The organism is Protaetiibacter mangrovi (assembly GCF_024752305.1).
GTDB classification, from domain to species: Bacteria; Actinomycetota; Actinomycetes; order Actinomycetales; family Microbacteriaceae; genus Homoserinibacter; species Homoserinibacter mangrovi.
This window is the reverse complement of the sequence record NZ_JANTHX010000004.1, coordinates 294,974-321,968: the sequence shown is the minus strand read 5'-3', so window position 1 is coordinate 321,968 and position 26,995 is coordinate 294,974. Positions and strand designations below refer to the sequence as shown.

General features: G+C 69.6%; 32 protein-coding genes. 3 read left to right on the top strand and 29 right to left on the bottom strand.

Features of this window, described 5'->3' with window-relative positions; translation table 11 throughout:
* Positions 1-26: 26 nt before the first annotated feature.
* The 23 genes from rplO to NUH29_RS03635 form a co-directional block, all read right to left on the bottom strand.
* Positions 27-815, bottom strand: a complete 789-nt coding sequence (gene rplO, locus NUH29_RS03745; protein WP_258797658.1) for a 50S ribosomal protein L15 — start codon at positions 813-815, stop codon at positions 27-29.
* Complete coding sequence (rpmD, locus tag NUH29_RS03740) at positions 815-1,000, bottom strand: 50S ribosomal protein L30 (protein WP_187675426.1); 186 nt, start codon at positions 998-1,000, stop codon at positions 815-817. Before rpmD ends, rplO begins: the two co-directional genes overlap by 1 nt.
* Positions 1,000-1,665 (bottom strand): 30S ribosomal protein S5, encoded by a 666-nt coding sequence (gene rpsE, locus NUH29_RS03735; protein ID WP_258797880.1) that lies wholly within the window; start codon positions 1,663-1,665, stop codon positions 1,000-1,002. Before rpsE ends, rpmD begins: the two co-directional genes overlap by 1 nt.
* A gap of 47 nt (positions 1,666-1,712) precedes the next feature.
* Positions 1,713-2,072 carry a 50S ribosomal protein L18 gene (gene rplR, locus NUH29_RS03730; protein ID WP_258797656.1) on the bottom strand — a complete coding sequence of 120 codons (360 nt, stop codon included), beginning with the start codon at positions 2,070-2,072 and terminating at the stop codon, positions 1,713-1,715.
* Between the two features lie 2 nt (positions 2,073-2,074).
* Positions 2,075-2,611 carry a 50S ribosomal protein L6 gene (gene rplF / locus NUH29_RS03725; protein WP_258797654.1) on the bottom strand — a complete coding sequence of 179 codons (537 nt, stop codon included), beginning with the start codon at positions 2,609-2,611 and terminating at the stop codon, positions 2,075-2,077.
* A gap of 6 nt (positions 2,612-2,617) precedes the next feature.
* The gene (gene rpsH, locus NUH29_RS03720) at positions 2,618-3,016 is read right to left on the bottom strand and encodes a 30S ribosomal protein S8 (RefSeq protein WP_258797652.1); all 399 of its coding nucleotides are present in this window, start codon (positions 3,014-3,016) and stop codon (positions 2,618-2,620) included.
* Positions 3,017-3,098: 82 nt separating this feature from the next.
* The gene (gene rplE / locus NUH29_RS03715; protein ID WP_258797651.1) at positions 3,099-3,677 is read right to left on the bottom strand and encodes a 50S ribosomal protein L5; all 579 of its coding nucleotides are present in this window, start codon (positions 3,675-3,677) and stop codon (positions 3,099-3,101) included.
* Positions 3,677-4,036 (bottom strand): 50S ribosomal protein L24, encoded by a 360-nt coding sequence (gene rplX / locus NUH29_RS03710; protein ID WP_258797649.1) that lies wholly within the window; start codon positions 4,034-4,036, stop codon positions 3,677-3,679. The genes rplE and rplX overlap by 1 nt, the downstream gene beginning before the upstream one ends.
* 2 nt (positions 4,037-4,038) lie before the next feature.
* On the bottom strand, positions 4,039-4,407 hold the full coding sequence (gene rplN / locus NUH29_RS03705; protein WP_187675420.1) for a 50S ribosomal protein L14: 369 nt from the start codon (positions 4,405-4,407) through the stop codon (positions 4,039-4,041).
* A gap of 3 nt (positions 4,408-4,410) precedes the next feature.
* Positions 4,411-4,740 (bottom strand): 30S ribosomal protein S17, encoded by a 330-nt coding sequence (gene rpsQ / locus NUH29_RS03700; protein ID WP_258797647.1) that lies wholly within the window; start codon positions 4,738-4,740, stop codon positions 4,411-4,413.
* On the bottom strand, positions 4,740-5,066 hold the full coding sequence (gene rpmC, locus NUH29_RS03695; protein WP_308445743.1) for a 50S ribosomal protein L29: 327 nt from the start codon (positions 5,064-5,066) through the stop codon (positions 4,740-4,742). The genes rpsQ and rpmC overlap by 1 nt, the downstream gene beginning before the upstream one ends.
* On the bottom strand, positions 5,066-5,485 hold the full coding sequence (gene rplP, locus NUH29_RS03690) for a 50S ribosomal protein L16 (RefSeq protein ID WP_187675417.1): 420 nt from the start codon (positions 5,483-5,485) through the stop codon (positions 5,066-5,068). The genes rpmC and rplP overlap by 1 nt, the downstream gene beginning before the upstream one ends.
* A gap of 2 nt (positions 5,486-5,487) precedes the next feature.
* Positions 5,488-6,234, bottom strand: a complete 747-nt coding sequence (gene rpsC, locus NUH29_RS03685) for a 30S ribosomal protein S3 (RefSeq protein WP_258797644.1) — start codon at positions 6,232-6,234, stop codon at positions 5,488-5,490.
* Positions 6,234-6,629 (bottom strand): 50S ribosomal protein L22, encoded by a 396-nt coding sequence (gene rplV / locus NUH29_RS03680; RefSeq protein ID WP_258797642.1) that lies wholly within the window; start codon positions 6,627-6,629, stop codon positions 6,234-6,236. Before rplV ends, rpsC begins: the two co-directional genes overlap by 1 nt.
* A 24-nt stretch (positions 6,630-6,653) precedes the next feature.
* The gene (gene rpsS / locus NUH29_RS03675; protein WP_258797640.1) at positions 6,654-6,935 is read right to left on the bottom strand and encodes a 30S ribosomal protein S19; all 282 of its coding nucleotides are present in this window, start codon (positions 6,933-6,935) and stop codon (positions 6,654-6,656) included.
* Positions 6,936-6,947: 12 nt separating this feature from the next.
* Positions 6,948-7,787, bottom strand: a complete 840-nt coding sequence (gene rplB, locus NUH29_RS03670; protein ID WP_258797638.1) for a 50S ribosomal protein L2 — start codon at positions 7,785-7,787, stop codon at positions 6,948-6,950.
* Positions 7,788-7,805: 18 nt separating this feature from the next.
* The gene (gene rplW / locus NUH29_RS03665) at positions 7,806-8,105 is read right to left on the bottom strand and encodes a 50S ribosomal protein L23 (RefSeq protein WP_258797637.1); all 300 of its coding nucleotides are present in this window, start codon (positions 8,103-8,105) and stop codon (positions 7,806-7,808) included.
* The gene (gene rplD / locus NUH29_RS03660; protein ID WP_258797636.1) at positions 8,102-8,755 is read right to left on the bottom strand and encodes a 50S ribosomal protein L4; all 654 of its coding nucleotides are present in this window, start codon (positions 8,753-8,755) and stop codon (positions 8,102-8,104) included. The genes rplW and rplD overlap by 4 nt, the downstream gene beginning before the upstream one ends.
* Before the next feature lie 2 nt (positions 8,756-8,757).
* A complete protein-coding gene (rplC, locus tag NUH29_RS03655) occupies positions 8,758-9,408 on the bottom strand; it encodes a 50S ribosomal protein L3 (protein ID WP_258797635.1) in 651 nt (216 codons plus the stop codon).
* A gap of 33 nt (positions 9,409-9,441) precedes the next feature.
* Positions 9,442-9,750 (bottom strand): 30S ribosomal protein S10, encoded by a 309-nt coding sequence (gene rpsJ, locus NUH29_RS03650; RefSeq protein ID WP_120761912.1) that lies wholly within the window; start codon positions 9,748-9,750, stop codon positions 9,442-9,444.
* A 324-nt stretch (positions 9,751-10,074) separates the two neighbouring features.
* Entirely contained in the window at positions 10,075-11,043 is a 969-nt protein-coding gene (locus tag NUH29_RS03645) for a DNA topoisomerase IB (protein WP_258797631.1), read from the bottom strand.
* Between the two features lie 66 nt (positions 11,044-11,109).
* Positions 11,110-12,063, bottom strand: coding sequence for a class C sortase (locus tag NUH29_RS03640; RefSeq protein ID WP_258797629.1), 954 nt, complete (start codon positions 12,061-12,063; stop codon positions 11,110-11,112).
* A 62-nt stretch (positions 12,064-12,125) separates the two neighbouring features.
* Positions 12,126-13,724: a SpaH/EbpB family LPXTG-anchored major pilin gene (locus NUH29_RS03635; protein WP_258797627.1), complete on the bottom strand. Its 1,599-nt coding sequence runs from the start codon at positions 13,722-13,724 to the stop codon at positions 12,126-12,128.
* A gap of 367 nt (positions 13,725-14,091) precedes the next feature.
* On the opposite strand from NUH29_RS03635, the gene NUH29_RS03630 reads away from it, so the two are divergent.
* From NUH29_RS03630 to NUH29_RS03620, 3 genes are read left to right on the top strand one after another with little or no spacing between them, the layout of a single operon-like run.
* Complete coding sequence (locus NUH29_RS03630; RefSeq protein WP_258797625.1) at positions 14,092-15,390, top strand: right-handed parallel beta-helix repeat-containing protein; 1,299 nt, start codon at positions 14,092-14,094, stop codon at positions 15,388-15,390.
* Positions 15,387-16,127, top strand: a complete 741-nt coding sequence (locus tag NUH29_RS03625; protein ID WP_258797624.1) for a hypothetical protein — start codon at positions 15,387-15,389, stop codon at positions 16,125-16,127. The genes NUH29_RS03630 and NUH29_RS03625 overlap by 4 nt, the downstream gene beginning before the upstream one ends.
* Complete coding sequence (locus NUH29_RS03620; RefSeq protein ID WP_258797623.1) at positions 16,124-17,299, top strand: Dyp-type peroxidase; 1,176 nt, start codon at positions 16,124-16,126, stop codon at positions 17,297-17,299. Before NUH29_RS03625 ends, NUH29_RS03620 begins: the two co-directional genes overlap by 4 nt.
* An 18-nt stretch (positions 17,300-17,317) precedes the next feature.
* On the opposite strand, the gene NUH29_RS03615 is transcribed toward NUH29_RS03620, so the two are convergent.
* From NUH29_RS03615 to NUH29_RS03590, 6 genes are all read right to left on the bottom strand, one after another.
* On the bottom strand, positions 17,318-20,647 hold the full coding sequence (locus NUH29_RS03615; RefSeq protein ID WP_258797621.1) for an SdrD B-like domain-containing protein: 3,330 nt from the start codon (positions 20,645-20,647) through the stop codon (positions 17,318-17,320).
* A 296-nt stretch (positions 20,648-20,943) separates the two neighbouring features.
* Positions 20,944-22,137 (bottom strand): elongation factor Tu, encoded by a 1,194-nt coding sequence (gene tuf, locus NUH29_RS03610; protein ID WP_258797619.1) that lies wholly within the window; start codon positions 22,135-22,137, stop codon positions 20,944-20,946.
* Between the two features lie 129 nt (positions 22,138-22,266).
* Positions 22,267-24,381, bottom strand: a complete 2,115-nt coding sequence (gene fusA, locus NUH29_RS03605; RefSeq protein ID WP_258797617.1) for an elongation factor G — start codon at positions 24,379-24,381, stop codon at positions 22,267-22,269.
* Positions 24,382-24,465: 84 nt separating this feature from the next.
* On the bottom strand, positions 24,466-24,936 hold the full coding sequence (gene rpsG, locus NUH29_RS03600) for a 30S ribosomal protein S7 (RefSeq protein WP_258797616.1): 471 nt from the start codon (positions 24,934-24,936) through the stop codon (positions 24,466-24,468).
* Positions 24,937-24,941: 5 nt separating this feature from the next.
* On the bottom strand, positions 24,942-25,310 hold the full coding sequence (gene rpsL / locus NUH29_RS03595) for a 30S ribosomal protein S12 (protein ID WP_147900665.1): 369 nt from the start codon (positions 25,308-25,310) through the stop codon (positions 24,942-24,944).
* A 271-nt stretch (positions 25,311-25,581) separates the two neighbouring features.
* Positions 25,582-26,985 (bottom strand): O-antigen ligase family protein, encoded by a 1,404-nt coding sequence (locus NUH29_RS03590; RefSeq protein ID WP_258797614.1) that lies wholly within the window; start codon positions 26,983-26,985, stop codon positions 25,582-25,584.
* Positions 26,986-26,995: the final 10 nt, after the last annotated feature.

Sequence of the window (26,995 nt, the reverse complement as noted above, 5' to 3'; positions counted from 1 at the left end):
CCCGGGTGGGGCCACCTTCCCGATGGCTACTTGACGGAGCCGCCGGCGGCGACGATCTTCTGCTCCGCAGAGCTCGAGACCTTGTCGACCGCAACGTTCAGCTTAACCGCAATCTCGCCGGTGCCGAGCACCTTGACCTTCTCGTTCTTGCGGACGGCGCCCTTCGCGACGAGGTCGCTGATGGTCACGTCGCCGCCCTTGGGGTAGAGCTCGGCCAGGCGGTCGAGGTTGACGACCTGGTACTCCACCCGGAACGGGTTCTTGAAACCGCGGAGCTTCGGGGCGCGCATGACCTGGTTCAGGTTGCCGCCCTCGAGGCCGACGCGCACCTGGTAGCGGGCCTTGGTGCCCTTGGTGCCGCGACCCGCGGTCTTTCCCTTGGAGCCCTCACCGCGTCCGACGCGGGTCTTGGCCTTCTTCGCACCCTCGGCGGGGCGGAGGTGGTGGGCCTTGAGCACCTGCGGGCGCGACGCGACGTCGGCCTTCTTGGCAGCCGGCTTCTTGGCGGGGGCCTTGGCCTCCGTCTTCGGCGCGTCGGCCTCGGCCTTGGCGGCGGCAGCCTTCGGGGCGGCGGCCTTGGCCGGAGCCTTGGCCGGAGCCTTCTCGGCGGCCGGCTTGTCGGCCGCGGCCTTCGCGGCGGTCGCCTGGGGGGCGGCCTTCGCGGCGGCGGGCTTCTTCTCGGCTGCAGCGGCCTTCGGCGCGGCGGCCTTGGTCGTCGCGGCCTTGGCGGGGGCCTTCTTCTCGGTCGTCGCCTTCTCGGCGGCGGCCTTCGGAGCAGCGGCCTTCTTCTCGGCCGGCTTCTTCTCGTCAGCCATTAGTCAATCTCCTCGACCTTCACGAGATGAGCGACCGTGCGGACGTACCCGCGGTTGGCCGGGGTGTCCTCGCGCACGACGACGTCGCCGATGCGCTTGAGGCCCAGGCTGCGCAGGGTGTCGCGCTGGTTCTGCTTCTCGCTGATAACGGACTTGATCTGGGTCACCTTGAGACGCGCGGCCATCAGGCACCAACCTTCGCGGTAGCGGCGGCGCGTGCGTCGGCCTCGGCGCGGATGAGGCGCTCCGGCGCGACGTCCTCGAACTCGAGGCCGCGGCGAGCGGCGACGGCACGGGGCTCCTCGAGCTGCTTGAGGGCGGTCACGGTCGCGTGGACGATGTTGATCGTGTTCGACGAGCCGAGCGACTTCGACAGCACGTCGTGGATGCCGGCGCACTCGAGCACGGCGCGCACGGGACCACCGGCGATGACACCGGTACCCGCGGCGGCCGGACGCAGCAGGACGACACCGGCGGCCGCCTCACCCTGGACGGGGTGGGGGATGGTCGCTCCGGCACGCGGGACGCGGAAGAAGTTCTTCTTCGCCTCCTCGACGCCCTTCGAGATCGCGAGCGGGACCTCGCGGGCCTTGCCGTAGCCGACGCCCACGAGACCGTTGCCGTCGCCCACGACGACGAGCGCCGTGAAGCTGAAGCGGCGTCCGCCCTTGACGACCTTCGACACTCGGTTGATGGTCACGACGCGCTCGAGGAACTGGCTGTCCTCTCGGCCGCCGCGGGCACCGCGGTCGTTGCGGGGGCTGCGCTCGCGGCTGCCGCGGCGCTGCTCGCGGGGCTCACCCTGCGACTGCGTCCCCGCGGCGGTCTCCACGACCTGCCCCTCGGTGATCTCCTCGGACTGCACGTCCTGGTTCTCCTTGTTCTCGGTGGCGTCGCTCACAGCTCCAGCCCTCCCTCGCGGGCGCCCTCGGCGATGGCCGCGACGCGTCCGGCGTACTTGTTGCCGCCGCGGTCGAACACGACCGCGTCGATGCCGGCCTTCTTGGCGCGCTCGGCGACGAGCTCGCCGACCTTCTTCGCCTTGGCGGTCTTGTCACCGTCGAAGGTGCGCAGGTCCGCCTCGAGCGTCGAAGCCGACGCCACGGTGTGGCCCTTGCTGTCGTCGACGACCTGCACGAAGACGTGGCGGGCCGAACGGGTGACGACGAGACGCGGACGATCCGCGGTCCCGGCGATGCGCTTGCGCAGACGTGCGTGGCGACGGTTGCGCTGCGCCGACTTGCTGATGGCAGCCATGATCACTTACCAGCCTTTCCGGCCTTGCGGCGGACGACCTCACCGGAGTAGCGGACACCCTTGCCCTTGTAGGGCTCGGGCTTGCGCAGCTTCCGGATGTTGGCGGCCACCTCGCCCACGGCCTGCTTGTCGATGCCGCGGACGTGGAGCTTGTTGTTGCCCTCGACCTCGAAGGTGATGCCGGCGGGCGGGTCGACGGTGATGGGGTGCGAGTAGCCGAGCGCGAACTCGACCGAGCTGCCCTTCGCCGCCACGCGGTAACCGGTGCCGACGACCTCGAGGCTCTTGGAGTAGCCGTCGGTCACGCCGATGATCTGGTTCGCGATGAGGGTGCGGGTGAGGCCGTGCAGCGAGCGCGACTCGCGCTCGTCGTCGGGACGGGTGACGAGCACCTGGCCGTCTTCGAGCTTGACCTCGATGGGGCTCTTGACGGTGAGCGCGAGCTCGCCCTTGGGGCCCTTGACGGTGACGTCCTGGCCCTCGATCGTCACGGTGACGTTCGCGGGCACGGCGATGGGGAGGCGTCCGATACGAGACATGTCAGATCACCACACGTAGGCGAGGACTTCCCCGCCGACGCCCTTCTTGCTCGCCTCGCGGTCCGTGAGGAGGCCCGAGGAGGTGGACAGGATGGCGACGCCCAGACCGCCCAGCACGTGGGGGATCTCGGTCGACTTCGCGTAGACGCGCAGACCCGGCTTCGAGACGCGCTTGATGCCGGCGATCGACCGCTCGCGGTTCGGGCCGTACTTGAGGTCGATCGTGAGCGTCTGGCCGACGCGCGCGTCCTCGACCTTCCAGCCGGAGATGTAGCCCTCGCGCTGGAGGATCTCGGCGATGTGGGTCTTGAGCTTGCTGCTGGGGAGCGAGACCGTGTCGTGGTAGGCGCGGTTCGCGTTGCGCAGACGGGTCAGCATGTCAGCGACCGGGTCTGTCATCGTCATTTCGTTGGTTTCCTTATCTCAATCGGTTTCGACGCCGGGTTCACCCGGAGCCGACCTTCTTGAATCCCGCGGGATGCGGGGCTTATTCGGCCTTGAACGGGAAGCCGAGCGCGCGGAGCAGAGCCCGACCCTCGTCGTCCGTCTTGGCGGTGGTCACGACCGTGATGTCGAAGCCGCGCACGCGGTCGATCTGGTCCTGGTTGATCTCGTGGAAGATCGACTGCTCGGTCACACCGAAGGTGTAGTTGCCGTTGCCGTCGAACTGCTTCGGCGAGAGGCCGCGGAAGTCGCGGATGCGGGGAAGCGCGAGCGACAGCAGTCGGTCGAGGAACTCCCACGCGCGGTCGCCGCGGAGCGTCACGTGGGCGCCGATCGGCATGCCCTCGCGCAGCTTGAACTGGGCGATCGACTTGCGGGCCTTGGTGACCTGCGGCTTCTGGCCGGTGATCAGCGTGAGGTCCTTGACGGCCCCGTCGATCACCTTGGAGTCGCGGGCGGCCTCTCCGACACCGGTGTTGACGACGATCTTCACGAGACCCGGGACCTGCATGGGGTTCGCGTAGCCGAACTCCTCGGTCAGGGTCTTGGTGATCTCGTCACGGTACTTCTGCTTCAGGCGGGGCTGGTTCTTGCCAGCCACCGCGGCAGTCGCGTTCGCCATCAGATCTTCTCTCCGGACTTCTTCGCGTAGCGCACGCGAACGGTCTTCTTCACGCCGTCCTTCTCGACGGTCTCCTCGCGGAAACCGACGCGGGTGGGCTTCTTGGTCTTGGGGTCGACGAGCGCCACGTTCGAGACGTGGATCGGGGCCTCGTGGGTCTCGATGCCGCCGGTCTTGGTGCCGCGCTGGGTCTGGCCGACGCGCACGTGCTTCGTGACGTAGTTGACGCCCTCGACGACGATGCGGTCCTGGCCCGTCAGGACCTCGATCACGCGACCCTGCTTGCCGCGGTCTCCGCCGCGCTCCTGCGTGGGGCCGGCGATGACCTGGACCAGGTCGCCCTTCTTGATGTTCGCCATGACTAAATGACCTCCGGGGCCAGCGAGATGATCTTCATGAACTTCTTGTCACGGAGCTCACGGCCGACCGGTCCGAAGATGCGGGTCCCGCGGGGGTCCCCGTCGTTCTTCAGGATGACGGCGGCGTTCTCGTCGAACTTGATGTACGAGCCGTCGGGACGGCGCGTCTGCTTCTTGGTGCGGACGACGACCGCCTTGACGACGTCGCCCTTCTTCACGTTGCCGCCGGGGATCGCGTCCTTGACCGTGGCGACGATGACGTCACCGAGGCCCGCGTAGCGACGGCCGGAGCCGCCGAGCACGCGGATGGTGAGCAGCTCCTTGGCGCCGGTGTTGTCGGCGACCTTGAGGCGGGATTCCTGCTGGATCATGGGTTACTTCGCCTTCTCCACGATCTCGACGAGACGCCAGCGCTTCGTCGCCGAGAGCGGACGGGTCTCCGAGATGACGACGAGGTCGCCGATGCCGGCGGTGTTCTGCTCGTCGTGGGCCTTGATCTTCGAGCTGCGGCGGATGACCTTGCCGTACAGCGGGTGCTTCACGCGGTCCTCGACCTCGACGACGATGGTCTTGTCCATCTTGTCGCTCGTGACGTAGCCACGACGCACCTTGCGGTAGCCGCGGGCGTCCGCGTCCTTCACGTCGTGCGCGGCGGACTCGTGACCGGGCGCCGCCTTCACGGCGGCCTTCTTGGTCTCTGCCATTACTCGCTCGCCTCCTCGGCGGTGTCAGCGGGGGCCTCGGCGGCCTCCGACTTCTTGGTGGTCTTCTTCGCGGCGCTCTTCGCCGGCACCTCGACGGGGGCGGGCGTGGCACGGATGCCGAGCTCGCGCTCGCGGATGACGGTGTAGATGCGGGCGATGTCGCGCTTCACGGCGCGCAGGCGACCGTGGCTCTCGAGCTGACCGGTGGCGGCCTGGAAGCGCAGGTTGAACAGCTCCTCCTTGGCCTTCTTCAGCTCGTCGACGAGACGCTCGTCCTCGAAGGTGTCGAGCTCGACAGGGGCGAGCTCCTTGGATCCGACGGCCATTATGCGTCGCCCTCCTCGCGCTTGATGATGCGTGCCTTCAGGGGCAGCTTGTGGATGGCCCGGGTGAGCGCGCCGCGGGCGAGCTCCTCGCTGACGCCGGAGACCTCGAAGAGGACCCGGCCGGGCTTGACGTTGGCGACCCACCACTCCGGCGAGCCCTTACCCGAACCCATGCGGGTCTCGGCGGGCTTCTTGGTGAGCGGACGGTCGGGGTAGATGTTGATCCACACCTTGCCGCCGCGCTTGATGTGACGGGTCATGGCGATACGAGCGGACTCGATCTGACGGTTGGTCACGTAGGCGGGAGTGAGGGCTTGGATGCCGTACTCGCCGAAGGTGACCTTCGTGCCGCCGGTGGCCTGCCCGGAACGACCCGGGTGGTGCTGCTTGCGGTGCTTGACCTTACGGGGGATGAGCATGATTACGCCTCGACTCCTGCGGCGGCCTCGGCCCGGGGGCCACGACGCGCGCCGTCACGACGCTCGGGGCGCGACGACTTCTGAGCCGCCTGCTCGCGAGCGAGTTCCTTGTTGGTGATGTCGCCCTTGTAGATCCAGACCTTCACGCCGATGCGGCCGAAGGTGGTCTTGGCCTCGTAGAAGCCGTAGTCGATGTTCGCGCGGAGGGTGTGCAGGGGCACGCGGCCCTCGCGGTAGAACTCCGAGCGGCTCATCTCCGCGCCGCCGAGGCGGCCCGAGACCTGGATCCGGACGCCCTTGGCGCCGGCGCGCTGGGCACCCTGGAGGCCCTTGCGCATGGCGCGACGGAACGCGACACGGGCGCTGAGCTGCTCCGCGATGCCCTGGGCGACGAGCTGGGCCTCGGCCTCGGGGTTCTTCACCTCGAGGATGTTGAGCTGGATCTGCTTGCCGGTGAGCTTCTCGAGGTCGGCGCGGATGCGCTCGGCCTCGGCGCCGCGGCGGCCGATGACGATGCCCGGGCGCGCCGTGTGGATGTCCACGCGGACGCGGTCGCGGGTGCGCTCGATCTCGATCTTCGCGACGCCGGCGCGGTCGAGCTTCGACTTCAGCAGGTTGCGGATCTTGACGTCCTCGGCCACGAAGTCGGCGTAGCGCTGACCGGCCTTGGTCGAGTCGGAGAACCACCGCGACACGTGGTCGGTGGTGATGCCCAGACGGAAGCCGTAGGGGTTGACCTTCTGGCCCATTACTTACCTGCCTTCTTCGCAGCGGAAGCGCCGGTGACCAGCTCGTCCGGCGTGGCGAGCACGACGGTGATGTGGCTGGTGCGCTTGTTGATGCGGAACGCGCGGCCCTGGGCACGCGGCTGGAACCGCTTGAGCGTGGTGCCCTCGTCGACGAACGCGCGCGCCACGACGAGGTCGGCCTCGTCGAGGAACGTGTTGCTGGCGTCCGCCTTCACGCGGGCGTTCGCGATCGCGGACGCCACGAGCTTGTAGACCGGCTCGCTCGCGCCCTGCGGGGCGAACTTCAGGATGGCGAGCGCCTCCTGGGCCTGCTTGCCGCGGATGAGGTCCACGACGCGACGGGCCTTCTGAGGCGTCACGCGGATGTGTCGCACGCGGGCGATCGACTCCACCATTTCTCTTCCTCCTCAGTCACCGCGTCAGCGGCGACGACCCTTCTTGTCGTCCTTCTCGTGTCCACGGAAGGTGCGCGTCGGCGCGAACTCGCCGAGCTTGTGACCCACCATGGTCTCGGTCACGAAGACCGGGATGTGCTTGCGACCGTCGTGCACGGCGATCGTGTGGCCCAGCATGGCCGGGACGATCATCGAGCGACGCGACCACGTCTTGATGACGTTCTTGGAACCGGCCTCGTTCTGAGTCTGGACCTTGCGGTACAGGTGCTCGTCGACGAAGGGGCCCTTCTTGAGACTGCGCGGCATCTTCTACTACCTCTACTTGCGCTTCTTGCCGACGGTGCGACGACGGACGATGAGCTTGTCGCTTTCCTTGTTGGGACGACGGGTGCGTCCCTCGGGCTGACCCCACGGGCTGACCGGGTGGCGACCACCGGAGGTCTTGCCCTCACCACCACCGTGCGGGTGGTCGATCGGGTTCATCGCGACACCGCGGACGGTCGGGCGCACGCCCTTCCAGCGCTTGCGGCCGGCCTTGCCCCAGTTGATGTTCGACTGCTCGGCGTTGCCGACCTCGCCGATCGTCGCGCGGCAGCGCAGGTCGACGTTGCGGATCTCGCCCGAGGGCAGACGCAGCTGGGCGTAGGGGCCGTCCTTGGCGACGAGACGCACCGAGGCGCCGGCCGAGCGGGCGAGCTTGGCGCCCCCACCGGGCTTGAGCTCGATCGCGTGGATGACGGTACCCACCGGGATGTTCTTGAGGGGCAGGTTGTTGCCGGGCTTGATGTCGGCGCCGGCACCGCTCTCGACGATGTCGCCCTGGTTCAGCTTGTTCGGCGCGAGGATGTAGCGCTTCGTGCCGTCCACGAAGTGCAGCAGAGCGATGCGCGCCGTGCGGTTCGGGTCGTACTCGATGTGCGCGACCTTGGCGTTGACGCCGTCCTTGTCGTTGCGACGGAAGTCGATGACGCGGTACTGGCGCTTGTGCCCACCACCGATGTGGCGGGTCGTGATGCGACCGGTGTTGTTGCGTCCACCCGTCTTGGGCAGCGGCTTCAGCAGCGACTTCTCGGGCGTCGAGCGCGTGATCTCCGCGAAGTCGGCGACCGACGAGCCGCGACGACCGGGGGTCGTCGGCTTGTACTTGCGAATGGCCATGATTTCTTTCCCTGGTCCTTAGCCGACAGCCGTGAAGATGTCGATCGAGCCGGACTTGAGCGTGACGATGGCGCGCTTGGTGTCCTTGCGCTTGCCGATGCCGAACCGGGTACGGCGGGTCTTGCCGACGCGGTTGATGGTGTTCACCGAGGCGACCTTGACGCCGAAGATCTTCTCGATCGCCAGCTTGATCTCGGTCTTGTTCGAGCGCGGGTCGACGATGAAGGTGTACTTGCCCTCGTCGATGAGCCCGTAGCTCTTCTCGCTCACGACCGGCGCGATGATGATGTCGCGCGGGTCCTTGTTGTAGCCGCTCACTGGGCAGCCTCCTCGGTCTTGGCGCTCTTCGCCGCCACGAAGGCGTCGAAGGCGGCGCGGGTGAAGACGATGTCGTCCGAGACGACCACGTCGTACGCGTTGAGCTGGTCGACGTAGAGCACGTGCACGTACGAGAGGTTGCGGACGCTCAGGGCGCCGTTCTCGTCGTCGCGGTTGAGGACCACGAGCACGTTCTTGGTCGCACCGAGGCCCGCGAGGACCTCGACGGCCGCCTTGGTCGACGGCGCGTCGACGCCGAAGCTCGACACGACGTGCAGGCGCTCGCCGCGGGCGCGGTCCGAGATGACGCCGAGCAGAGCCGCGGCGATCATCTTCTTGGGGGTGCGCTGCGAGTAGTCGCGCGGCACCGGTCCGTGCACGACGCCACCGCCGGTGTGCTCGGGGGCGCGGATCGAGCCCTGACGGCTGCGACCGGTTCCCTTCTGCTTGAACGGCTTGCGGCCGGCGCCGGAGACCTCACCGCGACCCTTGGTCTTGTGGGTGCCCTGGCGCGCCGCGGCGAGCTGGGCCGTCACGACCTGGTGGATGAGGGGGACGTTGGTCTGCACGTCGAAGATCGCACCGGGGAGCTCGACCGAACCGGCCTTCTTACCCTTGGGATCCACGACATCGAGAGTGGTAGCGGCCATGATCAGGCACCCTTCACGGCGTTGCGGACGAAGACGATGCGGCCGCGGGCACCGGGAACGGCGCCCTTGACCAGCAGGAGGCCCTTCTCGACGTCGACCGAGTGGACCTTGAGGCCCTGCACGGTGACGCGCTCGCCGCCCATCCGGCCCGCCATGCGCATGCCCTTGAACACGCGGCTGGGGGTGGAGGAGGCGCCGATCGAACCGGGCTTGCGGTGGTTGCGGTGCGCACCGTGCGAGGCCGACACGCCCTTGAAGTTGTGGCGCTTCATGACACCCGCGAAGCCCTTGCCCTTGCTCGTGCCGACGACGTCGACGAGCTGGCCGGCCTCGAAGATGTCGACCGCGATCTCCTGGCCGAGCGAGTACTCGGCGGCGTCGGCGGTGCGGACCTCGGTGAGGTGGCGGCGGGGCGTGACGCCCGCCTTGTCGAAGTGACCGGCCGCGGGCTTGTTGACCTTGCGCGGGTCGATGGCGCCGTAGGCGATCTGGACGGCCTCGTAGCCGTCCTTCTCGACCGAGCGGAGCTGGGTCACGACGTTGGGGGTGATCTGGACCACGGTCACGGGCACGAGCTTGTTGTTGTCGTCCCAGACCTGGGTCATGCCGAGCTTGGTGCCCAGCAGACCCTTGGTCGTCTTCACAGCAGACATGGGTTTCCTTCTGGCTTCCGGGTTCAGCTCGGGCTAGAGCTTGATCTCGATGTTGACGTCGGCGGGCAGGTCGAGGCGCATGAGCGAGTCGACGGCCTTGGGCGTCGGGTCGATGATGTCGATGAGGCGCTTGTGGGTGCGCTTCTCGAAGTGCTCGCGGCTGTCCTTGTACTTGTGCGGCGAACGGATCACGACGACCACGTTCTTCTCCGTCGGGAGGGGCACGGGGCCGACGACGGTCGCGCCCGCACGGGTCACGGTGTCGACGATCTTGCGCGCCGATGCATCGAGGCCGGCGTGGTCGTACGACTTCAGCCGGATGCGGATCTTCTGTCCCGCCATGGTCAGCTCTCTTCCTTGTTCCCGTACGGCACCGATCCCGGCCCGCACATCCGCGCATCCTTCGATGCGCACCGCTGTTCTTCTGTCAATCTCCGGCTCTCGAGCGGTTCCGCGGCGCACAGGCGCACGCGTCTCCCCTTCGGGATCCGGGATTCGATTGAAGCTTCGTTCTTCTCCTCGCGGCCCAGCCGCTTCCGATCCTGAGGATCGGGGGCTGTGCACTGCCAGAGGAGTGAGCCGCACACGGATGCGCGGCGTGTTGAACCATGAAAGTCTGCCACATCACCGCATTTGCTGCAACCCGGGCGTGTCGCGCGCGGGAGCTCAGTCGAACAGCAGCATCCGGAGCTCCGATTCGACGGATCCGGTGCGGTCCGGGTCGATCGTGACCCCGTCGCGGTAGAGGTCGATCAGACGCGGGTCGACGTAGCTCGCGCGGGCGACGGCGGGCGTGTTCCCGAGGAGCTCCGCCGCGGCGCGCACCGCCGCCGCGATCGCCCGGTCCTGGGCCGCCTCGCTCGTCGTCGCACCGGTCTTCGCGAGCGCGATGGCCGCGGCCGAGGTGCCGTGCAGGGTGCGGAAGTCCTTCGCCGTGAAATCGCCTCCCGTCCGCACCCGGATGTCGGCGTTGATGTCGTCGGCGCGGACCAGGTGGACGCCGCGGTCGTCGCGCCAGGCGAGCAGATGCGCGCGCGGCCCGCGACGCTTGAGGTCGGCGACCGCGGACGCCAGGTCCGGGTCGCGGATCTCGGACGCCCACTCCTGTCCGCTCTTCCCGGGGAAGTCGAGCCGGACCGTCTCACCGCCGGCGACCGTGACGTGCGCGCCGAGGAGGGTCGACAGCCCGACCGAGCCGTGCTCGAGCGCGTAGCGCTCGGAGCCGACGCGCAGATGACCCGTGTCGAGCATGCGGAACGCCGCAGCGAGCGCCCGCTCGCGCGGCAGCCCCTCGCGCCGCAGGTCGACCGTGACCCCGCGGCGGGCAGCGGGCAGCGACTCGGCGAGGGCGAGCGCGCGGTCGAACTTCTGCCGGTCGCGCTGCGCGCGCCAGCTCGGGTGGTAGAGGTACTGCCTGCGTCCCGCCGCGTCCGTGCCGGTGGCCTGGATGTGGCCGTTCGGGAAGGTGCTGATCCACACTTGCGTCCACGCGGGCGGCACGGCGAGCGCCTCGATGCGGTCGCGCAGCTCCGCATCGACGGCCGTGCCGTCCGCGTGGAGATAGCGGAAACCGCGGCCCGATCGCACCCGGCGGATCCCGGGCTCCCCGATCCGCGTGCGCCGCAGCCTCACCATGCGTGCGACTCTCGCCGACCGGGCCGTGGGCGACCAGCCCCTTGACAGCGGGCGCGATCGGCACCGCTACGGAGCGGGTGCGGCGTCCTCGTCGGAGGGGGCCGGGCGGGCGGCCGCTCGGCGCGTGCGGCGCGGCGCCCGGCCCGACAGCCAGACGTAGAGAGCGCCGAGCACGAGGACGGCGCCGAGGATGACCGCCCACCAGGGGAAGCCGGGGATGGTCGGCACCGCCCCCGCCTTCGCGAGGTCCTCGGCGGGCGTCGGCAGGATCCGCTGTCCCGTCACGAGGATGCGGTGGCTGTTGATGCCGAGCGGGGTGCAGGTGACGAGGGTCACGAGATCGCGGTCCGGGTCCGGGTAGAGCGCCTTGGAGTCCTCGGGCTCGACGACCTCGGTCGTGACGACCTGGTAGGTGAGCACCTCGCCGAAGACCTCGATCGTGAAGGTGTCGCCGATCTGCACCTTGTCGAGGTTGGTGAACAGCTCCGAGGTCGCGAGGCCGCGATGCCCCGTCAGGACGGCGCGGGTGCCGATGCCGCCCACCGGGAGGGCGGTGCCCTCGAGGTGGCCGACGCCCTCCGCGAGGGTCTCGTCGGCGGTGCCGTGGTAGACCGGCAGGTCGACGCCAATCACCGGGATCTTGACCCGCGCCATGAGCCCGTGCGAGTCGGCGCGGAGCAGCTGGTCGTAGTCCAGGTGGGCGGCGGGGTCCACCGCATCCGAGGAGACCGGGATGCGCTCGTTCGCCGCGACGATCGCGCCGCCGACGAGCGTGGTGTTGTACAGCTTCGCCTGCTCGATCGCGTGGTGGCGGGCCTGGGTGCCGAGGTCCTCCACACCGTGGTCGAGATCGATGATCTGCTGGGCCTGCTCGACCTGGGAGAACCAGTTCGCGATCGTCGGGGCGAGGAACACCGTGGTGCCCGCGAAGAAGACGACCGCCGTGGCGAACGCGAGCCACGGCATCCGCCAGCCCCGTGGGGCTCGGCGGCGGTGGCGTACGTCCGCGACGGCGGTCATGTTCTCCTCATGGCGATGGCGGGGGCATCCGTGGACGCCCCCGCCATCGTCTCAGCACGGGATCAGTGCTGCTCGGCCTGCTTCCGGCGACGGAACGCCACGAAGGCGAATCCGAGGGCCAGGGCCATGAGGCCGGCACCCACGAGGCTGAACGTCACCACGCCGTTGCCACCGGTGAAGGGGAGCTCCCACGGCGCGACCTGGTAGTTCTCGACCGCCTGGTAGTTGACGGCCGTCGCGGAGTCCGCGGCGCCCTCGACGACGGTGACGTCGTAGGGGTTGTCGACGCTGCCGAGCGAGGCGCCGCTCGGCGTGCGGTACCCGGCCGGGGCGGCGGACTCGACGAGCAGGTAGTCGCCCGGCTTGATGCCCTGGATGGTCAGCTCGCCGTCGACGTTCGTGACCTCCCACTCGGTCTCGCCGTCGATGGTGACCAGCTCGCCCGCGTCGGCGACGCCGTCGCCGCTGGTGTCGGAGTACAGGCGGAACTTCGCACCGCTCAGCGGGGTCTGCGTCGGGGTGGCGCCGGACGTGGTCGCGTACTTGAAGATCAGCAGCTCGCCGAACGGCTGCTCCGCGTCGGCGTCGAGCGTCGACGAGTTGATGTACGAGGTCACGTCGTTGACGAGGGTCTTGATGCCGGGCGTGACGACCTCGGTCGGCACGTCGAACTGCACGCTTCCGCCCTGGGCGTTCGCCTGGAGGTAGGCGAGACCGGTCGCGTTGAAGACGAGCTGGACGGTACCGGTCGCGGCGGCGGACTCGTCGATCGAGTACATCGAGCTCGTGAGCCCGGCGAGCGGGGTCGAGCTGCCGGCCGCGTAGGCGCGCACCGCGTAACCCGAGACGCCGGTCGGCGTGGCCGTGGCGACCGGCACGAACGCGAGGTCGGCGGTGTCGATGGTGTCCTCGAGTCGGAACTGGGTCAGGTCCTGACCGGCGGGCAGCTGCGGCACGGCCGCGGCGACCGTCCAGCTCACGTAGCTCGCCTCGGTGTAGAAGGCCGCGTCGGTCGTGATGACCTGCTTGGTCAGGTCGGTGACCGCGTTCTTCGGGTAGACGTTGACCGTGTACAGCCACTCGTTGGTGTTGCCGGCGAGGGTGGCCGTCGGGAACGGGATGGTGACGAGGAACGGCTGGGCCGGGTCGGTGATGCCCTCGGCGAGCGGCGTCGTCTCCTGGACGAGGTAGAGACCGAACGGGAGGTTCGCGAAGGTCGCAATACCGCCGCCGGCGGTCGTCTGGGTCGTCGCGGTGCCGGTGGTGTAGCCCGCGATGAAGGTGGTCGGCGCGCTGGCGGACCAGGCGGCCTCGATGGCGCCGGCGGCTTGCCATCCGGCATCCGTGAGCAGGTCGAGGCGGGTGCCGGCCGGGTCGGTGACGACCGGGGTCAGCGAGAAGGTGACGCCGTCGATCGTGGTGCCCGAGACGGTGGTCGGGGTGCCGTCGCCGGCGGTGGCGCCGTTGGTGGCCGACTTCTCGTACTTCGTGATGACGAGCGAGCCGTGCCCGTCCTGCGCGGCGTCGATGTTGCCGACGCCGCCGATCGGGGCTGCCGATGCCGAGCCGGCGAGGCCGGCGGCGCCGAGGAGGCCGACGGCGAGCGCGGCCGCGGCGGCGACAGCGCGTCGGGTGCGGCTGTGCGTGCTGATGGTGGTCATGTCCATCTCTCTGTGTTCGGGTTCAACAGGACGGGTGGTGCGATGTCAGACCAGCGAGGACGCGGGCACGACGAAGGGCCCCCGGAGCAGGGGCCAGGTTGGCGGATCGTCCACGCGCGCCCGGCGGGCAGGGGTGGACGGTCGCGCGCAGGCGCGCGCGACCACGGTGGTGCGACGCATGCGTCTCCAGATTTCGGGTCGGGTGTCGTGCACCGGGGTAAGCGGCGACGGGTCGGGTAAAACCCTCACGACGTCTGCGAGTCTATGGCGGCGCTTCCGCCGGGCACGCCCCCCCGTTGTGGTCGCAATGCCGAGCGGGCCCCGACCGTGCGGCGGTTGCCGAGGTCGCGCTGTCTACACTGGCCCCGTGTCCCGACGCCTGCCCGCCGCCCTGCTCGCGGCCGCACTGGTCGCCGCGGGACTGGCGGGGTGCGCCTCCGGGGCGGCCACGAAGGAGCTCGTGCACGTGCCGGCGGATGCGGCGACCCTCGCCGCGGCGGTCGAGCTCGTCAGCCCGGGCGGCACCATCCTCGTCGCCGCGGGCAGCTACGACGAGCAGCTCGTGATCGACAAGGCGGATGTGACGATCCGCGGCGAGGACCGCAACGCGACCGTGGTCGACGGGGGCGGCATCCGGCCCTACGGCATCGTCGCGATCGCCGACGGCGTGCGGATCGAGAACCTCACCGTCACCGGGGCCACCTTCTACGGGGTGCTCGTCTCGGGGCTGCACGACGGCGACGGCCCCGCGACGCCGGGAGAGGACGGCTACACGGGCTGGGATCCCGAGAAGTTCCCCCCGCTGCAGCGCTTCCTCGTCGACCACGTCACGGCCTACAACAACGGCCTCTACGGCATCTACGCGTTCAACTCGCAGCACGGCGTCATCCGCGACTCCTACGCCTCCGGCTCGGCCGACAGCGGCTTCTACGTGGGCCAGTGCGAGCAGTGCGACATCCTCGTGACCGGCAACGTCGCCGAGCGGAACGCCGTCGGGTTCGAGAACGCCAACGCGAGCGACTCCGTCGTCATCACCGGCAACCGCTTCTCCGGGAACCGGGTGGGCATGACCCTGCTGTCGAGCTACCAGGAGGCCTTCACCCCGCAGCGCGGCAACACCGTCGTCGGCAACGTGATCTCCGACAACGTCTCCTCCGATTCGCCCAAGCAGGCGGACGGCGGCTTCGCCACCGGGATCGGCATCTCGGGCGGGCAGGACAACGTGGTCGAACGGAACCTGCTGGTCGGCAATCCGCGCGCCGACGTCATCCTGACGAACACCGAGGACATCCCGGCGACCGGCAACCGCTTCTCCGGCAACGTCGTCGACGGCCCGGTCGCGATCGCCAACCTCTCGGCGGCGCGCACCCCCGCATCCGGGAACTGCTGGAGCGGAACGGCGACCACCGCGCCCGCTGAGCTGGCGGCCCAGCTGACCGCCGCGTGCGACGGCGACGACGGCGACCAGGCGACGACCTCGCAGCTCGCGGGGCCGGACGTGCCGCCGGGGATGAGCTTCCGCAAGGTCCCGCCGCCGCGGGATCAGCCGCAGCTGGAGCGAGGAGACGACGACGGACCGCTGCCCGCCGAGGTGCGGATGCCGGACCTCGACGCCGTGACCGTGCCCGATGCCGGTCTGCTCGCCGACAACTCGGGAACGCGATGACGGGGCGCGCTCCCGGCCTGCTCGGCCTCGGCCTGCTCGCCGTGCTGCTGGTCGGCTGCACGGCGGTGCCGGAGGCCGATCCGACGCCCACCGCGCGCGCCGTGTCGAGCGATGAGGCGCAGCTGCTGGCCATCGCGCGCTTCACCAACTACGACCGCGGGACCCGCCCGTTCTCGACCGAGCTCGCGGTCTCGGGCGTCGACACCCGGGTAGTCGGCTGGGTCGACTACGACTCCGCGGTCGGGTACGCCTCCGTCACCGGCTCGTTCGGCGCGGAGGCCCTGCTCTGGACGGACGCCGCGGTCGGGGCGATCCCGCGCGACCCGGAGGCCGACGGCTACCCCGCCCTCCCCATCCCCGCCGCCGACGACCCCGGCTGGCAGATCCAGGAGCTCGACCCGACCGTGTCGGCCTTCCACGCGCTGCTGGCGGCGATCAGCGCGCTCGGGCAGGACCGACCCGACAACCCGCTGCTGCTGCAGCAGTCGGGGGCGCTCTGGCTGCGCGACGACGAGGTCGACGGCACCCCGGTGACGGTGTTCGCGGCGCCCCCCAGCGACGCCCCGCTCGAGACCGGTTCCAGCGACGTCGCCACCTCGGACTCCCCGCTGCGGATCTGGGTGGCGGCCGACGGCCTGATGCTGCGCGCCGAGTTCCACCTCGACGACGGATGGGTGGGTGTCGACTTCCCCGACGCCGAAGCTCCCTCGCTCGCACTCCCGGGAGCGGGCGGATGACCCGGGGCGCCGACGACGAGATCGCGGAGACGGACGAGCCTGCCGCACCGGGGATCACCCGGCGGGCACTGCTGTCCGGCGCCGGTGCGACGGGGATCGTCGCGCTCGGCACCGCCGGGGTGCTCGCGGCGAGCCGCGCGGGCACCGGCGCGGACGCGACGGGGTCGGCCGTCGCCGCCGCCGGCCCGCATCAGGCCGGCATCGATCGCCCCGCGCTCCCCCAGCAGCACTGCCTGCTCGTGATCGCCGACGTCGACACCGGGGCCCTGCGCGCCTCGCTCGCCTCGCTCGGCGCGCGCGTCGCCGAGGTGACATCGCACCCCGCCGGACTCGCCGACCTCACCCCCGACGGCCCGGGCGACCTCACCGTCACCGTCGGCCTCGGCGCCACCGCGCTGGCCGCGACGGCGCACCCCGAGCTCGCGGACCTCGTGACCCTGCCCGACTTCGCGGGAGACGCGCAGCTGCCCGCGACGCGACGCGGCGGCGACCTGCTGGTGAGCGTCAACGCATCCGACCCCTCGGTGCTCGAACCGGTGTCGTCGTGGCTGCTCGAGCACGTGCAGGGCGCCCGCATCCGCTGGTCCGAGTTCGGATACCGCGGCGCCCCGGTCGACGGCGTCGCCCGCAACCCGTTCGGCTATCTCGACGGCATCATCGGGCCGCGCACCGAGCAGGAGCTCCGGGACGACGTCTGGATCGCCGACGGTCCACTCGCCGGGGGCACCGTCTGCGTGATGCGCCGCTTCCGGCTCGACGTCGACGGCTTCCGCGCGCTGGCTCCCGCCGACCGCGACGCGACGATCGGGCGCGTCCAGTCGACCGGGGCCCCGCTCTCGGGCGGCGCGCGCGACGACCAGGTGAACCTCGGCGCCAAGGCGGCCGACGGTACGCTGCTGATCCCCCCGCACGCGCACGCGCGCGCGGCGCATCCGTCGTTCACCGGCAGCCCGCTCATGCTGCGGCGCAGCTACAGCTACCGCGTCGACGAGGCCGACCACGGTCACGTGTTCATCTCGTACCAGAACGACGTGCAGACCTTCGCCCGCACCCAGCTGCGCCTCGACGAGGTCGACGCGCTCATGCGCTTCTCGACGCCCACGGCGACCGCGGCGTTCGCGATCCTCCCGGGGATCAGCGGCGACGCGGACCTCGGCGCCTCGCTGTTCTGAGGCGGCTACCCGCCCCGCTCAGGCCCGGGTGGCTCCGGGACGCCGGCGACGCACCGCGAACTGCCACACCGCGAGACCGCCGGCGACGAGGATCACGAGCGCGCCCCCGATCGTGAACAGGTCGGAGCCCAGACCGCCGGTGAACGGCAGCGCGGGGGGCGTGTACGGGTGGTTGGTGAGGGTCAGCGCGAGAGGCGTCGCGCTCGACGGTGCGGTCAGCGTGATCCAGCCGTCCGCATCCCGCGACAGCGTGGCGGCGCCCTGGGTCCAGGTGCCGCTGGTCCACACGAGCCCGCCCCAGGTGAAGGGACCGGTGAGGGGTTCGCGGATGCGGACCGTCGACCCGTAGGGGGCGCCCGTGATCGTGAGCGGGGTGCCCACCGCGACCGTCGCGGTCTGCACGGCGCCGCCGCCGATCGTGTACTCGATCGGGAAGCTCGTGCCGGCCGGCAACGTCGCGGTGGGCGAGAGCGTCTTGGTCACCGCGAACGAGGCGTAGCTGTTGGTCGCCGTCAGCAGTTGGCCGCCGGCGGTGCCGGTGGGCGAGATCACGATCCGGCCCGTGTCGTCGTCCGCCCCGCCGGTGTTCGGAGAGAACGAGATCGCGGCACCCGGCATCCCGTTCTCGGTCACGGTGAGCGTGTAGCCGTAGGGGATCGACTCGGTGGTCGTCACCGTCTGCCCGGCGCCCACCGTGTAGCTCACGGTGTCGACGTACGGCGCGGTCGCGGGCCCCGAGGTCGCGAGCCGGTCGTCGCCGCGGAAGTTCACCGCCGACCCGATGGTGAAGGTGTAGCTCGCGCCCGGCGGCCCGGTGCCGTTCACGACCTTCGCGATGCGGAACGTGCTGTAGCCCACCCAGCCGGCGTCGATCGAGTGATCGTTCTCCCCCATGCCGCCGACCGTGACCGGCGCCCGCCCGGTCGTGACGTTCGGGTTGGAGTCGATGAGCGTGTCGGATCCGGCCGTCGCCGTCGTGCGGACCATCTGCGCCCAGGTGAGACCCGTGAAGGCGCTCTGGACGGTCGCGGAGGTGCCGGTCGGCCATTGGAGATTGACGGTGCTCGCCGCGGTGCCGCTCGGGAACACCACCACGTAGTCCGCGTTCTTCACGAACCCGGTGGTACCGCCGCTCGAGGCGTCCTCGGTGCGGAAGTAGTAGGTGCCCGCCTGGCCGCTGACGGTCGAGGTGGTGGTGGCCGCGAGCTGCGTCACCGGGTTGCCGCTCGTATCCGCGGTCCACAGCTGCACGGGGGCGCCGTTGATGGCGGGTTCGTCGGCGTCCTGGATGCCGTCCGCATCCGCGTCGTACCAGACCCGGTTGCCGATCTCGACGGGGGCGTCGGCCAGCAGGTACGCGACCCCGCCGATGCCGCCGTTCTTGCCGAAGTACCCGGTTCCGGGCAGGTACTGGTTGAACCCCTCGATGCTGTGGCCGTCGGTGAGGCTCAGGAAGCGGCTCCCGGCGCCGTTGTAGGTGACGGCCGGGTCGAACGATGTCGTCGTCAGCTGCGTGCTGCCGGCGAGGGTCGCCACGGCGCCGAGGGCGGTCTCGTCGTGCACGACACCCTCGTAGTTCACGATCCGACCGGCGCCGTTGTAGGCGACGCTGTCCTCGAAGAACTCGCGGCCCCCGTGCTGGTAGTTCTGCCGGACGGGCTGTCCCCAGACGGCGCCCTCCGCGCCGTAGCCCGGCGAGCGGGTCACGGTGTCGAGGCCGGCGCTCGTCGTCGTGATGGTGCTGGTGCCCGAGCTGCCGAGGTTCTCGATCGACAGGGTGCCGGCGGAGTTGCGGCCGGCGTAGAGCACGTCGCCGATGGGCAGGGCGTTGATGGTGCCGCTCTGGTACCCGGTGTAGCTGGTCGGCCAGAGGGCGTCGACGCCGGTCTGATAGCTGAAGCGGTCGATGAACCCGAGGGAGAGGTTGCCTCCGTCGTCGAAGGAGAGCCCGGACAGCAACGGCTGCGCCCAGGCACGGAAGTAGGTGACGACCGAGTCCGAGTCGTTCCAGATCGTGTTGTAGTTGTCGGTCCAGGTGTGCCACTGGGCTGCTTCCTGGGTGAGCACGGTCGTGGAGACCGGATCATCGTCGACCCAGCCGATACCGCGGGTGTAGTTCAGGGGCACGGTGAGCGCGGTGCTGGCCGCGGCACCGGACAGCGGGATCTGCACGACCTTGGCGCCCGTGGCCAGGTTGGTCGAGTTCGTGACGCCGAGGTAGAGGGAGCCGCCGTTGACCGTGATCGCCCACGGGCGCTCGGCGGCGGTCAGCGCGGGTGCGTTGCTCACGAGCGTTGGAGCCTGGCCGAAGTTCGCGACGTTGTAGCGCCAGACCTGCTTGTCGTTGAGGTTGACGACGTAGAGGTAGCCGTCGTCATAGGCGATCCCGCCGATGCCCACCTTGCCGGCAGCCGCGTACGCGCCCGTGTCGAGCGACTGCACGCCGGAGAGTCCGGTGTTCCGGTCCGCCAGATCTCGAGCGCCCTGGGCGGCGGTGGTCGTCGTCCCGTTGATGTTCACGACGCCGTAGTTCACGCCCGTCGCGGTGAGGTCGTAGGACGTGAGCCCGTTCCGGGTGATGGTGCCGTTGCTCGCGACGGTCACCTCGATGCGGTAGAGGCCGTCGATCCCCCGCGGTCCCCAGTCGGAGTGCCGTTTGGTCACCGCGGAGGCGTAGATGTAGTAGCGGTCGCCGGCGGTCGTGTGACCGAGGGATTGCATCGCGACGCCCCAGGTGGCGCCGATCTCCTGGAAGGTCGCGAGCGAGGTGGCTGCCGTGGGGGCCGCCGTGTGCACGGCGGCGGACGGCATGATCGCCGTGAGCGCCGTCACGTTCCGCACCGCCGTATTGAGGCCCGTCGTCGTGTAGTTCAGCGCGGGTGAGCCGTTGCCCTGGATCGCGGTGATGAGCGGCGTGCCGGTGGTGCCGCGCGAGTAGTCCGTGGTCTTGTGCAGCGCGAAGTTCACCCCGGTCGCCCCCACGGTCGTGAACTGCACGCTCGTGCCGTTGCCGGTGCCGGCGAAGGAGTCGGTGAAGGTCGCCGGATACCCCGAGAACTGGATGCGCAGCCGCGTGCTGTCGGGCAGCGCGGGGCTGACCGTGATGTCGTACGCGCCCGCCGCGTTCGTGACGGCGGTGCCGACCGCGGTGCCCGCCGTGTTGTACACCGTGGCCGTCACACCCTTGAGCGGAGCGTCGGTGAGCCCGTCGCTGCCGACGGTCGAGTCGTACACGCCGTTCTGGTTGTAGTCGCGGAAGACGGTTCCCTGCACGTGCCCGCTGAGCGCCGACGCCGACTCGGCGGTGCCGCCCACGGTAAGCAGCGCGCTCGCCGCCACGGCGGCCACCGCCAGTGCGGTGGCGCGCCGAAGCAGCCTGCGGTTCGGGTTCGCAGGCGTGTTTGCGCGCGCGCGAGGCATGCGTCTCCACGGGTTTCGGGTTCGGGATGCCGCACGGATTCGCCGGGTAAGAGCGAGGCTTGGGTAGAGCCGATCCGGGCGGACTCCCCCAGCCTAGGGATCCGGCGGGGAGGGTACAGAGCCCCCGAAAGGACCGTAGACACCCCTGTCTACCGGGGTACGGGCATACGAAAGGGCCCGGATCCTCTCGGATCCGGGCCCTTCCCGATCGGTAAGTCGGAGACTTACTTGATGATCTTGGTGACCTTGCCGGCGCCCACGGTGCGGCCACCCTCACGGATGGCGAAGCCGAGGCCCTCCTCCATGGCGATCGGCTGGATGAGCTCGACCGTCATGTCGGTGGTGTCGCCGGGCATGACCATCTCGGTGCCCTCGGGCAGCGTGATGACGCCGGTGACGTCGGTGGTGCGGAAGTAGAACTGCGGACGGTAGTTCGCGTAGAACGGGTTGTGACGGCCACCCTCGTCCTTGGAGAGGATGTACGCGGTGCCCTCGAACTGGGTGTGCGGCGTGACCGAACCCGGCTTGACGACGACCTGACCGCGCTCGACGTCCTCGCGCTTGGTGCCGCGGAGGAGCAGACCGCAGTTCTCGCCGGCCCAGGCCTCGTCGAGCTGCTTGTGGAACATCTCGATACCGGTGACCGTGGTCTTCTGCGTCGGGCGGATGCCGACGATCTCGACCTCGGAGTTGATCGCGAGGGTGCCGCGCTCGGCGCGACCCGTCACGACGGTGCCGCGACCGGTGATGGTGAAGACGTCCTCGATGGGCATGAGGAACGGCTTGTCCTTGTCACGCACCGGGTCGGGGATGTTCTCGTCGACGGCCTCCATGAGGTCGAGCACCGACTGGGTCCACGTCGGGTCGCCCTCGAGGGCCTTGAGGCCCGAGACGCGCACGACGGGGGCGTTGTCGCCGTCGAAGTCCTGCGAGGAGAGCAGCTCGCGCACCTCGAGCTCGACGAGCTCCAGGATCTCCTCGTCGTCGACCATGTCCGACTTGTTGAGGGCCACGAGCAGGTAGGGCACGCCGACCTGCTTGGCGAGCAGCACGTGCTCGCGGGTCTGGGCCATCGGGCCGTCGGTCGCCGCGACCACGAGGATCGCGCCGTCCATCTGGGCAGCACCGGTGATCATGTTCTTGATGTAGTCGGCGTGACCGGGGGCGTCGACGTGCGCGTAGTGGCGCTTCGGGGTCTCGTACTCGACGTGCGAGATGTTGATCGTGATGCCGCGCTGACGCTCCTCCGGAGCCGAGTCGATCGAGGCGAAGTCACGGATGACGTTGACCGACGACGGGTACTTGTCGGCGAGCACCTTCGAGATCGCCGCGGTGAGCGTGGTCTTGCCGTGGTCGACGTGACCGATCGTTCCGATGTTGACGTGCGGCTTGGTCCGCTCGAACTTGGCCTTAGCCACTTGGTGTCCTCCTCAGGACTCGGTTGCAGGCATCCGGATGGCTTTCCGGATGCGGATGCGGGGTTTCGATTTACTTTAGTGGGTGGTCGAGGCGTCGCGCCTACGGCACTGCTCGACCGACGGGCGAGGCTACTCGCCCTTGCTCTTCTGGACGATCTCGTCGGCCACGGCCTTGGGGACCTCGGCGTAGGAGTCGAACTGCATGGAGTAGACCGCACGGCCCGAGGTCTTCGACCGCAGGTCGCCGACGTAGCCGAACATCTCCGACAGCGGCACCAGGGCACGGATGACCTTCACCCCGGTCGCGTCCTCCATCGCCTGGATCTGTCCGCGCCGCGAGTTGATGTCGCCGATGACGTCGCCCATGTACTCCTCGGGCGTACGCACCTCGACCGCCATCAGCGGCTCGAGCAGAACGGGGCTCGCCTTGCGCGCGGCCTCCTTGTAGGCCATCGATCCGGCGATCTTGAACGCCATCTCCGAGGAGTCGACGTCGTGCGAGGCGCCGTCGACGAGCGTCGCCTTGACACCCACCGTCGGGAAGCCGGCGAGCACGCCGACCTGCATCGCGTCCTGGATGCCCGCGTCGACCGAGGGGATGTACTCGCGGGGCACGCGACCGCCGGTGACGGCGTTCACGAACTCGTACGAGGTCTCCGGGGTCACCTCGAGCGGCTCGAGCGAGATCTGCACCTTCGCGAACTGACCGGAACCACCGGTCTGCTTCTTGTGGGTGTAGTCGTACTTCTCGATGGTCTTGCGGATGGTCTCGCGGTAGGCCACCTGCGGCTTGCCGACGTTCGCCTCGACGTTGAACTCGCGCTTCATGCGGTCCACGAGGATGTCGAGGTGCAGCTCGCCCATGCCCTTGATGACCGTCTGACCGGTCTCCTGGTTCTGCTCGGTGCGGAACGTCGGGTCCTCTTCGGCGAGCTTCTGGATCGCGGTGCCCAGCTTCTCCTGGTCGGCCTTGGTCTTCGGCTCGATCGCGACCTCGATGACGGGCTCGGGGAACGTCATCGACTCGAGGATGATCGGGTGCGCCGCGTCGCTCAGGGTGTCACCGGTGGTGGTGTCCTTGAGGCCGATGACCGCGTAGATGTGGCCGGCGGTCACCGAGGGGACCGGGATCTCCTTGTTGGCGTGCATCTGGAAGATCTTCCCGATGCGCTCCTTCTTGCCCTTGGTCGAGTTGATCACCGCGGCGCCCGACTCGAGCGCACCCGAGTAGACGCGGATGTAGGTGAGACGACCGAAGAACGGGTGCACCGCGATCTTCGACACGAGCGCCGAGAACGGCTCGGTGGCGTCGGCGTGGCGCTCGAGCACGAGCTCGGCGTCCTTGACGTCGTGGCCCTGCACCGGCGGCACGTCGAGCGGCGACGGCAGGTAGTCGATGACCGCGTCGAGCATCGGCTGCACGCCGCGGTTCTTGAACGCCGAACCGCAGAGCACCGGGTAGATCTCGCTCGCGATGGTGAGCTTGCGGATCGCGCCCTTGATCTCGGCGACCGTGAGCTCCTCGCCGCCGAAGAACTTCTCGAGCAGCGCGTCGTCGGTCTCGGCGACGGTCTCGAGCAGGATCGCGCGGTACTCCTCGGCCTTGGCCTGGAGGTCGGCGGGGATCTCCTGCACCTCGTACTTGGCGCCCATGGTCACGTCGCCCTTGGCGTCGCCGGGCCACACGAGGGCGCGCATCTCGATCAGGTCGACGACGCCGACGAAGTCGGACTCCGCGCCGATCGGGAGCTGCAGCACGAGCGGCTTGGCACCCAGGCGGCTGATGATCGTGTCGACCGTGAAGTAGAAGTCGGCGCCGAGCTTGTCCATCTTGTTGACGAAGCAGATACGCGGCACGTTGTACTTGTCGGCCTGACGCCACACGGTCTCGGACTGGGGCTCCACGCCCTCCTTGCCGTCGAACACGGCGACCGCGCCGTCGAGGATGCGCAGCGAGCGCTCCACCTCGACGGTGAAGTCCACGTGACCGGGGGTGTCGATGATGTTGATCTGGTTCTTGTTCCAGAAGCAGGTGACGGCGGCCGACGTGATCGTGATGCCGCGCTCCTTCTCCTGCTCCATCCAGTCGGTCGTCGAGGCGCCGTCGTGCGTCTCGCCGATCTTGTGGTTCACGCCCGTGTAGAAGAGGATGCGCTCGGTCGTCGTCGTCTTGCCGGCGTCGATGTGGGCCATGATGCCGATGTTGCGGACCTTCGTGAGGTCGGTGAGCACGTCTTGTGCCACGGGGTGTTCCTTCTTTCGGGGAGTGTGATCCGGGGATCCGGATGCCGCGGCCGGGAGGCTACGGCATCCGGATGTCCGGGAGGTTTACCAGCGGTAGTGCGCGAAAGCCTTGTTCGACTCGGCCATCTTGTGGGTGTCCTCGCGGCGCTTGACCGCGGCACCCAGGCCGTTCGAGGCGTCGAGGATCTCGTTCTGCAGACGCTCGGTCATGGTCTTCTCACGACGCGACTTCGAGTAGCTGACGAGCCAGCGCAGCGCGAGGGTGTTCGCACGGTGCGGCTTGACCTCGACGGGCACCTGGTAGGTCGAGCCGCCGACGCGGCGGCTCTTGACCTCGAGGGTGGGGCGCACGTTGTCGAGCGCCTTCTTGAGCACGACGACCGCGTCCTGGCCCGACTTGGTGGCCACGCCGTCGAGCGCGCCGTAGACGATGCGCTGGGCGAGGTCCTTCTTGCCGTCGAGGAGGATCTTGTTGACGAGCTGGCTGACGATCTGCGCGTTGTAGACCGGGTCGGCCACAACGGGGCGCTTCGGGGCGGGTCCCTTGCGAGGCATGTTCCTTAACCCTTCTTCGCGCCGTAGCGGCTACGGGCCTGCTTGCGGTTCTTGACGGCCTGAGTGTCCAGGGCGCCGCGGACGATCTTGTAGCGCACGCCGGGGAGGTCCTTCACACGACCACCGCGCACGAGCACCATCGAGTGCTCCTGCAGGTTGTGGCCCTCGCCGGGGATGTAGGCGGTGACCTCGGTGCCGTTGGAGAGCTTCACACGGGCGACCTTGCGGAGGGCCGAGTTCGGCTTCTTCGGGGTGGTCGTGTACACACGGGTGCACACGCCGCGCTGCTGCGGGTTGGCCTTGAGGGCCGGTGCCTTGGTCTTGGTGACCTTCGGCGTGCGGCCCTTGCGGACCAGCTGCTGAATGGTGGGCAAAAGTGCTCCTTGCTCGCGCTGCACGGTGACAGCTTGATGGTGGATCCATCGGTACCCGTCCCCTTCCGGGGAACCCCGGCAGGACTGCGGACGGGTATGCCGTGGGGGTCAGCCGCGGCGGGTGCCGGGGCCTGGCCCAGTGGGGCGTCCGCCCCGCCTCCATGCTGCGGCCCGCTCCACGGGAGCGGTTCTCAGGGCATGGGAGACGTGCGCGAATGCACACACGCGGTCAAGTGTACCCGCGCACGTAATCTGCCGCAATGTGAGGGCGTCAGCCCGTGGGGCAGGTGTACATGCCGGGGATGAGCGGCCGCAGGACCTCGTTCGGCAGCGGGTCGACGAGGTAGCCGGTGACGGCGGCCGCGAGCAGCAGGGCGACGAGGACCAGGTTGACGACGCGGCGGACCGGGCTCGATGCGGGGCCGCTCGCGAACACCGGTGCGGCCGCGATGCCGCCGACGAGCCCGGCCATCGCGAGGAGCGCCGGGTAGGCCCAGTCGAAGTCGAAGGCGGCGTGCCCGGCCGCCACGACGAGTCCGATGAGCGCACCCCAGCGCACGGGATCCGCACGCAGCTCCGCACCGCTCGGCACCCACGGCACGCGGCGCTCGACATCGATCCCCCGCGGTCGGCGCATCGACCGGACCACGAGCCAGACCACCCCGACGAGCATCGCGAGCAACGGCACCGCGGCCAGCGCGCCGCCCTCCGCCCAGGCGAGCAGGTACTCGTTGTGCGGGTGCGAGGCGAGGGTGACGTCGCGCTCGCACTGCAGCGCGCGCCCGAACGCCTGAAGACCCACCCCGACCAGGGGGGAGCTCGCTCCGAGCCGCAGCGCGTCACCCCACCAGGTGAGCCGATCGGAGATCGAGCTCTCCGCCGAGACGCCGTTCCCGAGACGGTCGACGCCCGAGTACTCGTCGCCGGAGGCGGCACCGGGATCCGGGAAGAACACGGCGCTCGTCATGAACATCGCGGTGAGCGCGACCCCGACGGGGAGCGCGAGCCCCCGGAGGAGCCCGCCCCAGCGGTTCGCGGCGACGCCGACGAGCGCCGCCAGCAGCAGCACGAGCGCGAACAGCGCGAAGGAGGCACGGGATCCGGATGCGACCACGCCCGCCCCGGCGAGGAAGGTCACGAGGAAGCCGAGCAGTGCGAAGACCCGTCTGCCGGCGACCGCGAGCACGGCCGCGACCGCGGCCCCGATCACCAGGTAGATGGCGAACTGGTTGTGCCAGTAGAAGGAGCCCCACATGAGCTTGGTGGGATCCTGCCCGCCCCACCACGGGAACCAGGCGGTGACGTACTGATCGGCGGTCAGCGCCACGACGCCGAGGCCGGCCGCCAGCCTTCGACGCGGAGTGCGCGCCCATCCGATGACCGCGAGCGCCAGCAGGGCGCCGTAGCCGTAGCGGGTCGCCCGCGCGGCCCCGTCGCCGTGCCCGTGCGCGAGCGCGACCAGCACGAGCGAGGCGGGCAGGGCGGCGGCGACGGCATGCAGCCACCACGGCAGCCGCCAACCGCGGCCCGCCACGTAGAGCGGGACCGTCGCGAGCAGGGCGACGAGCAACCAGGGGCCGGCGAGTCCGGCGCTGTTCCGCGCGACGAGCGCGACGCCGAGCAGGGCGAGCAGCAGCGCGCCGATCTCGACGACGCGCAGGATGCGTACGTTCATCTGCGAAGAA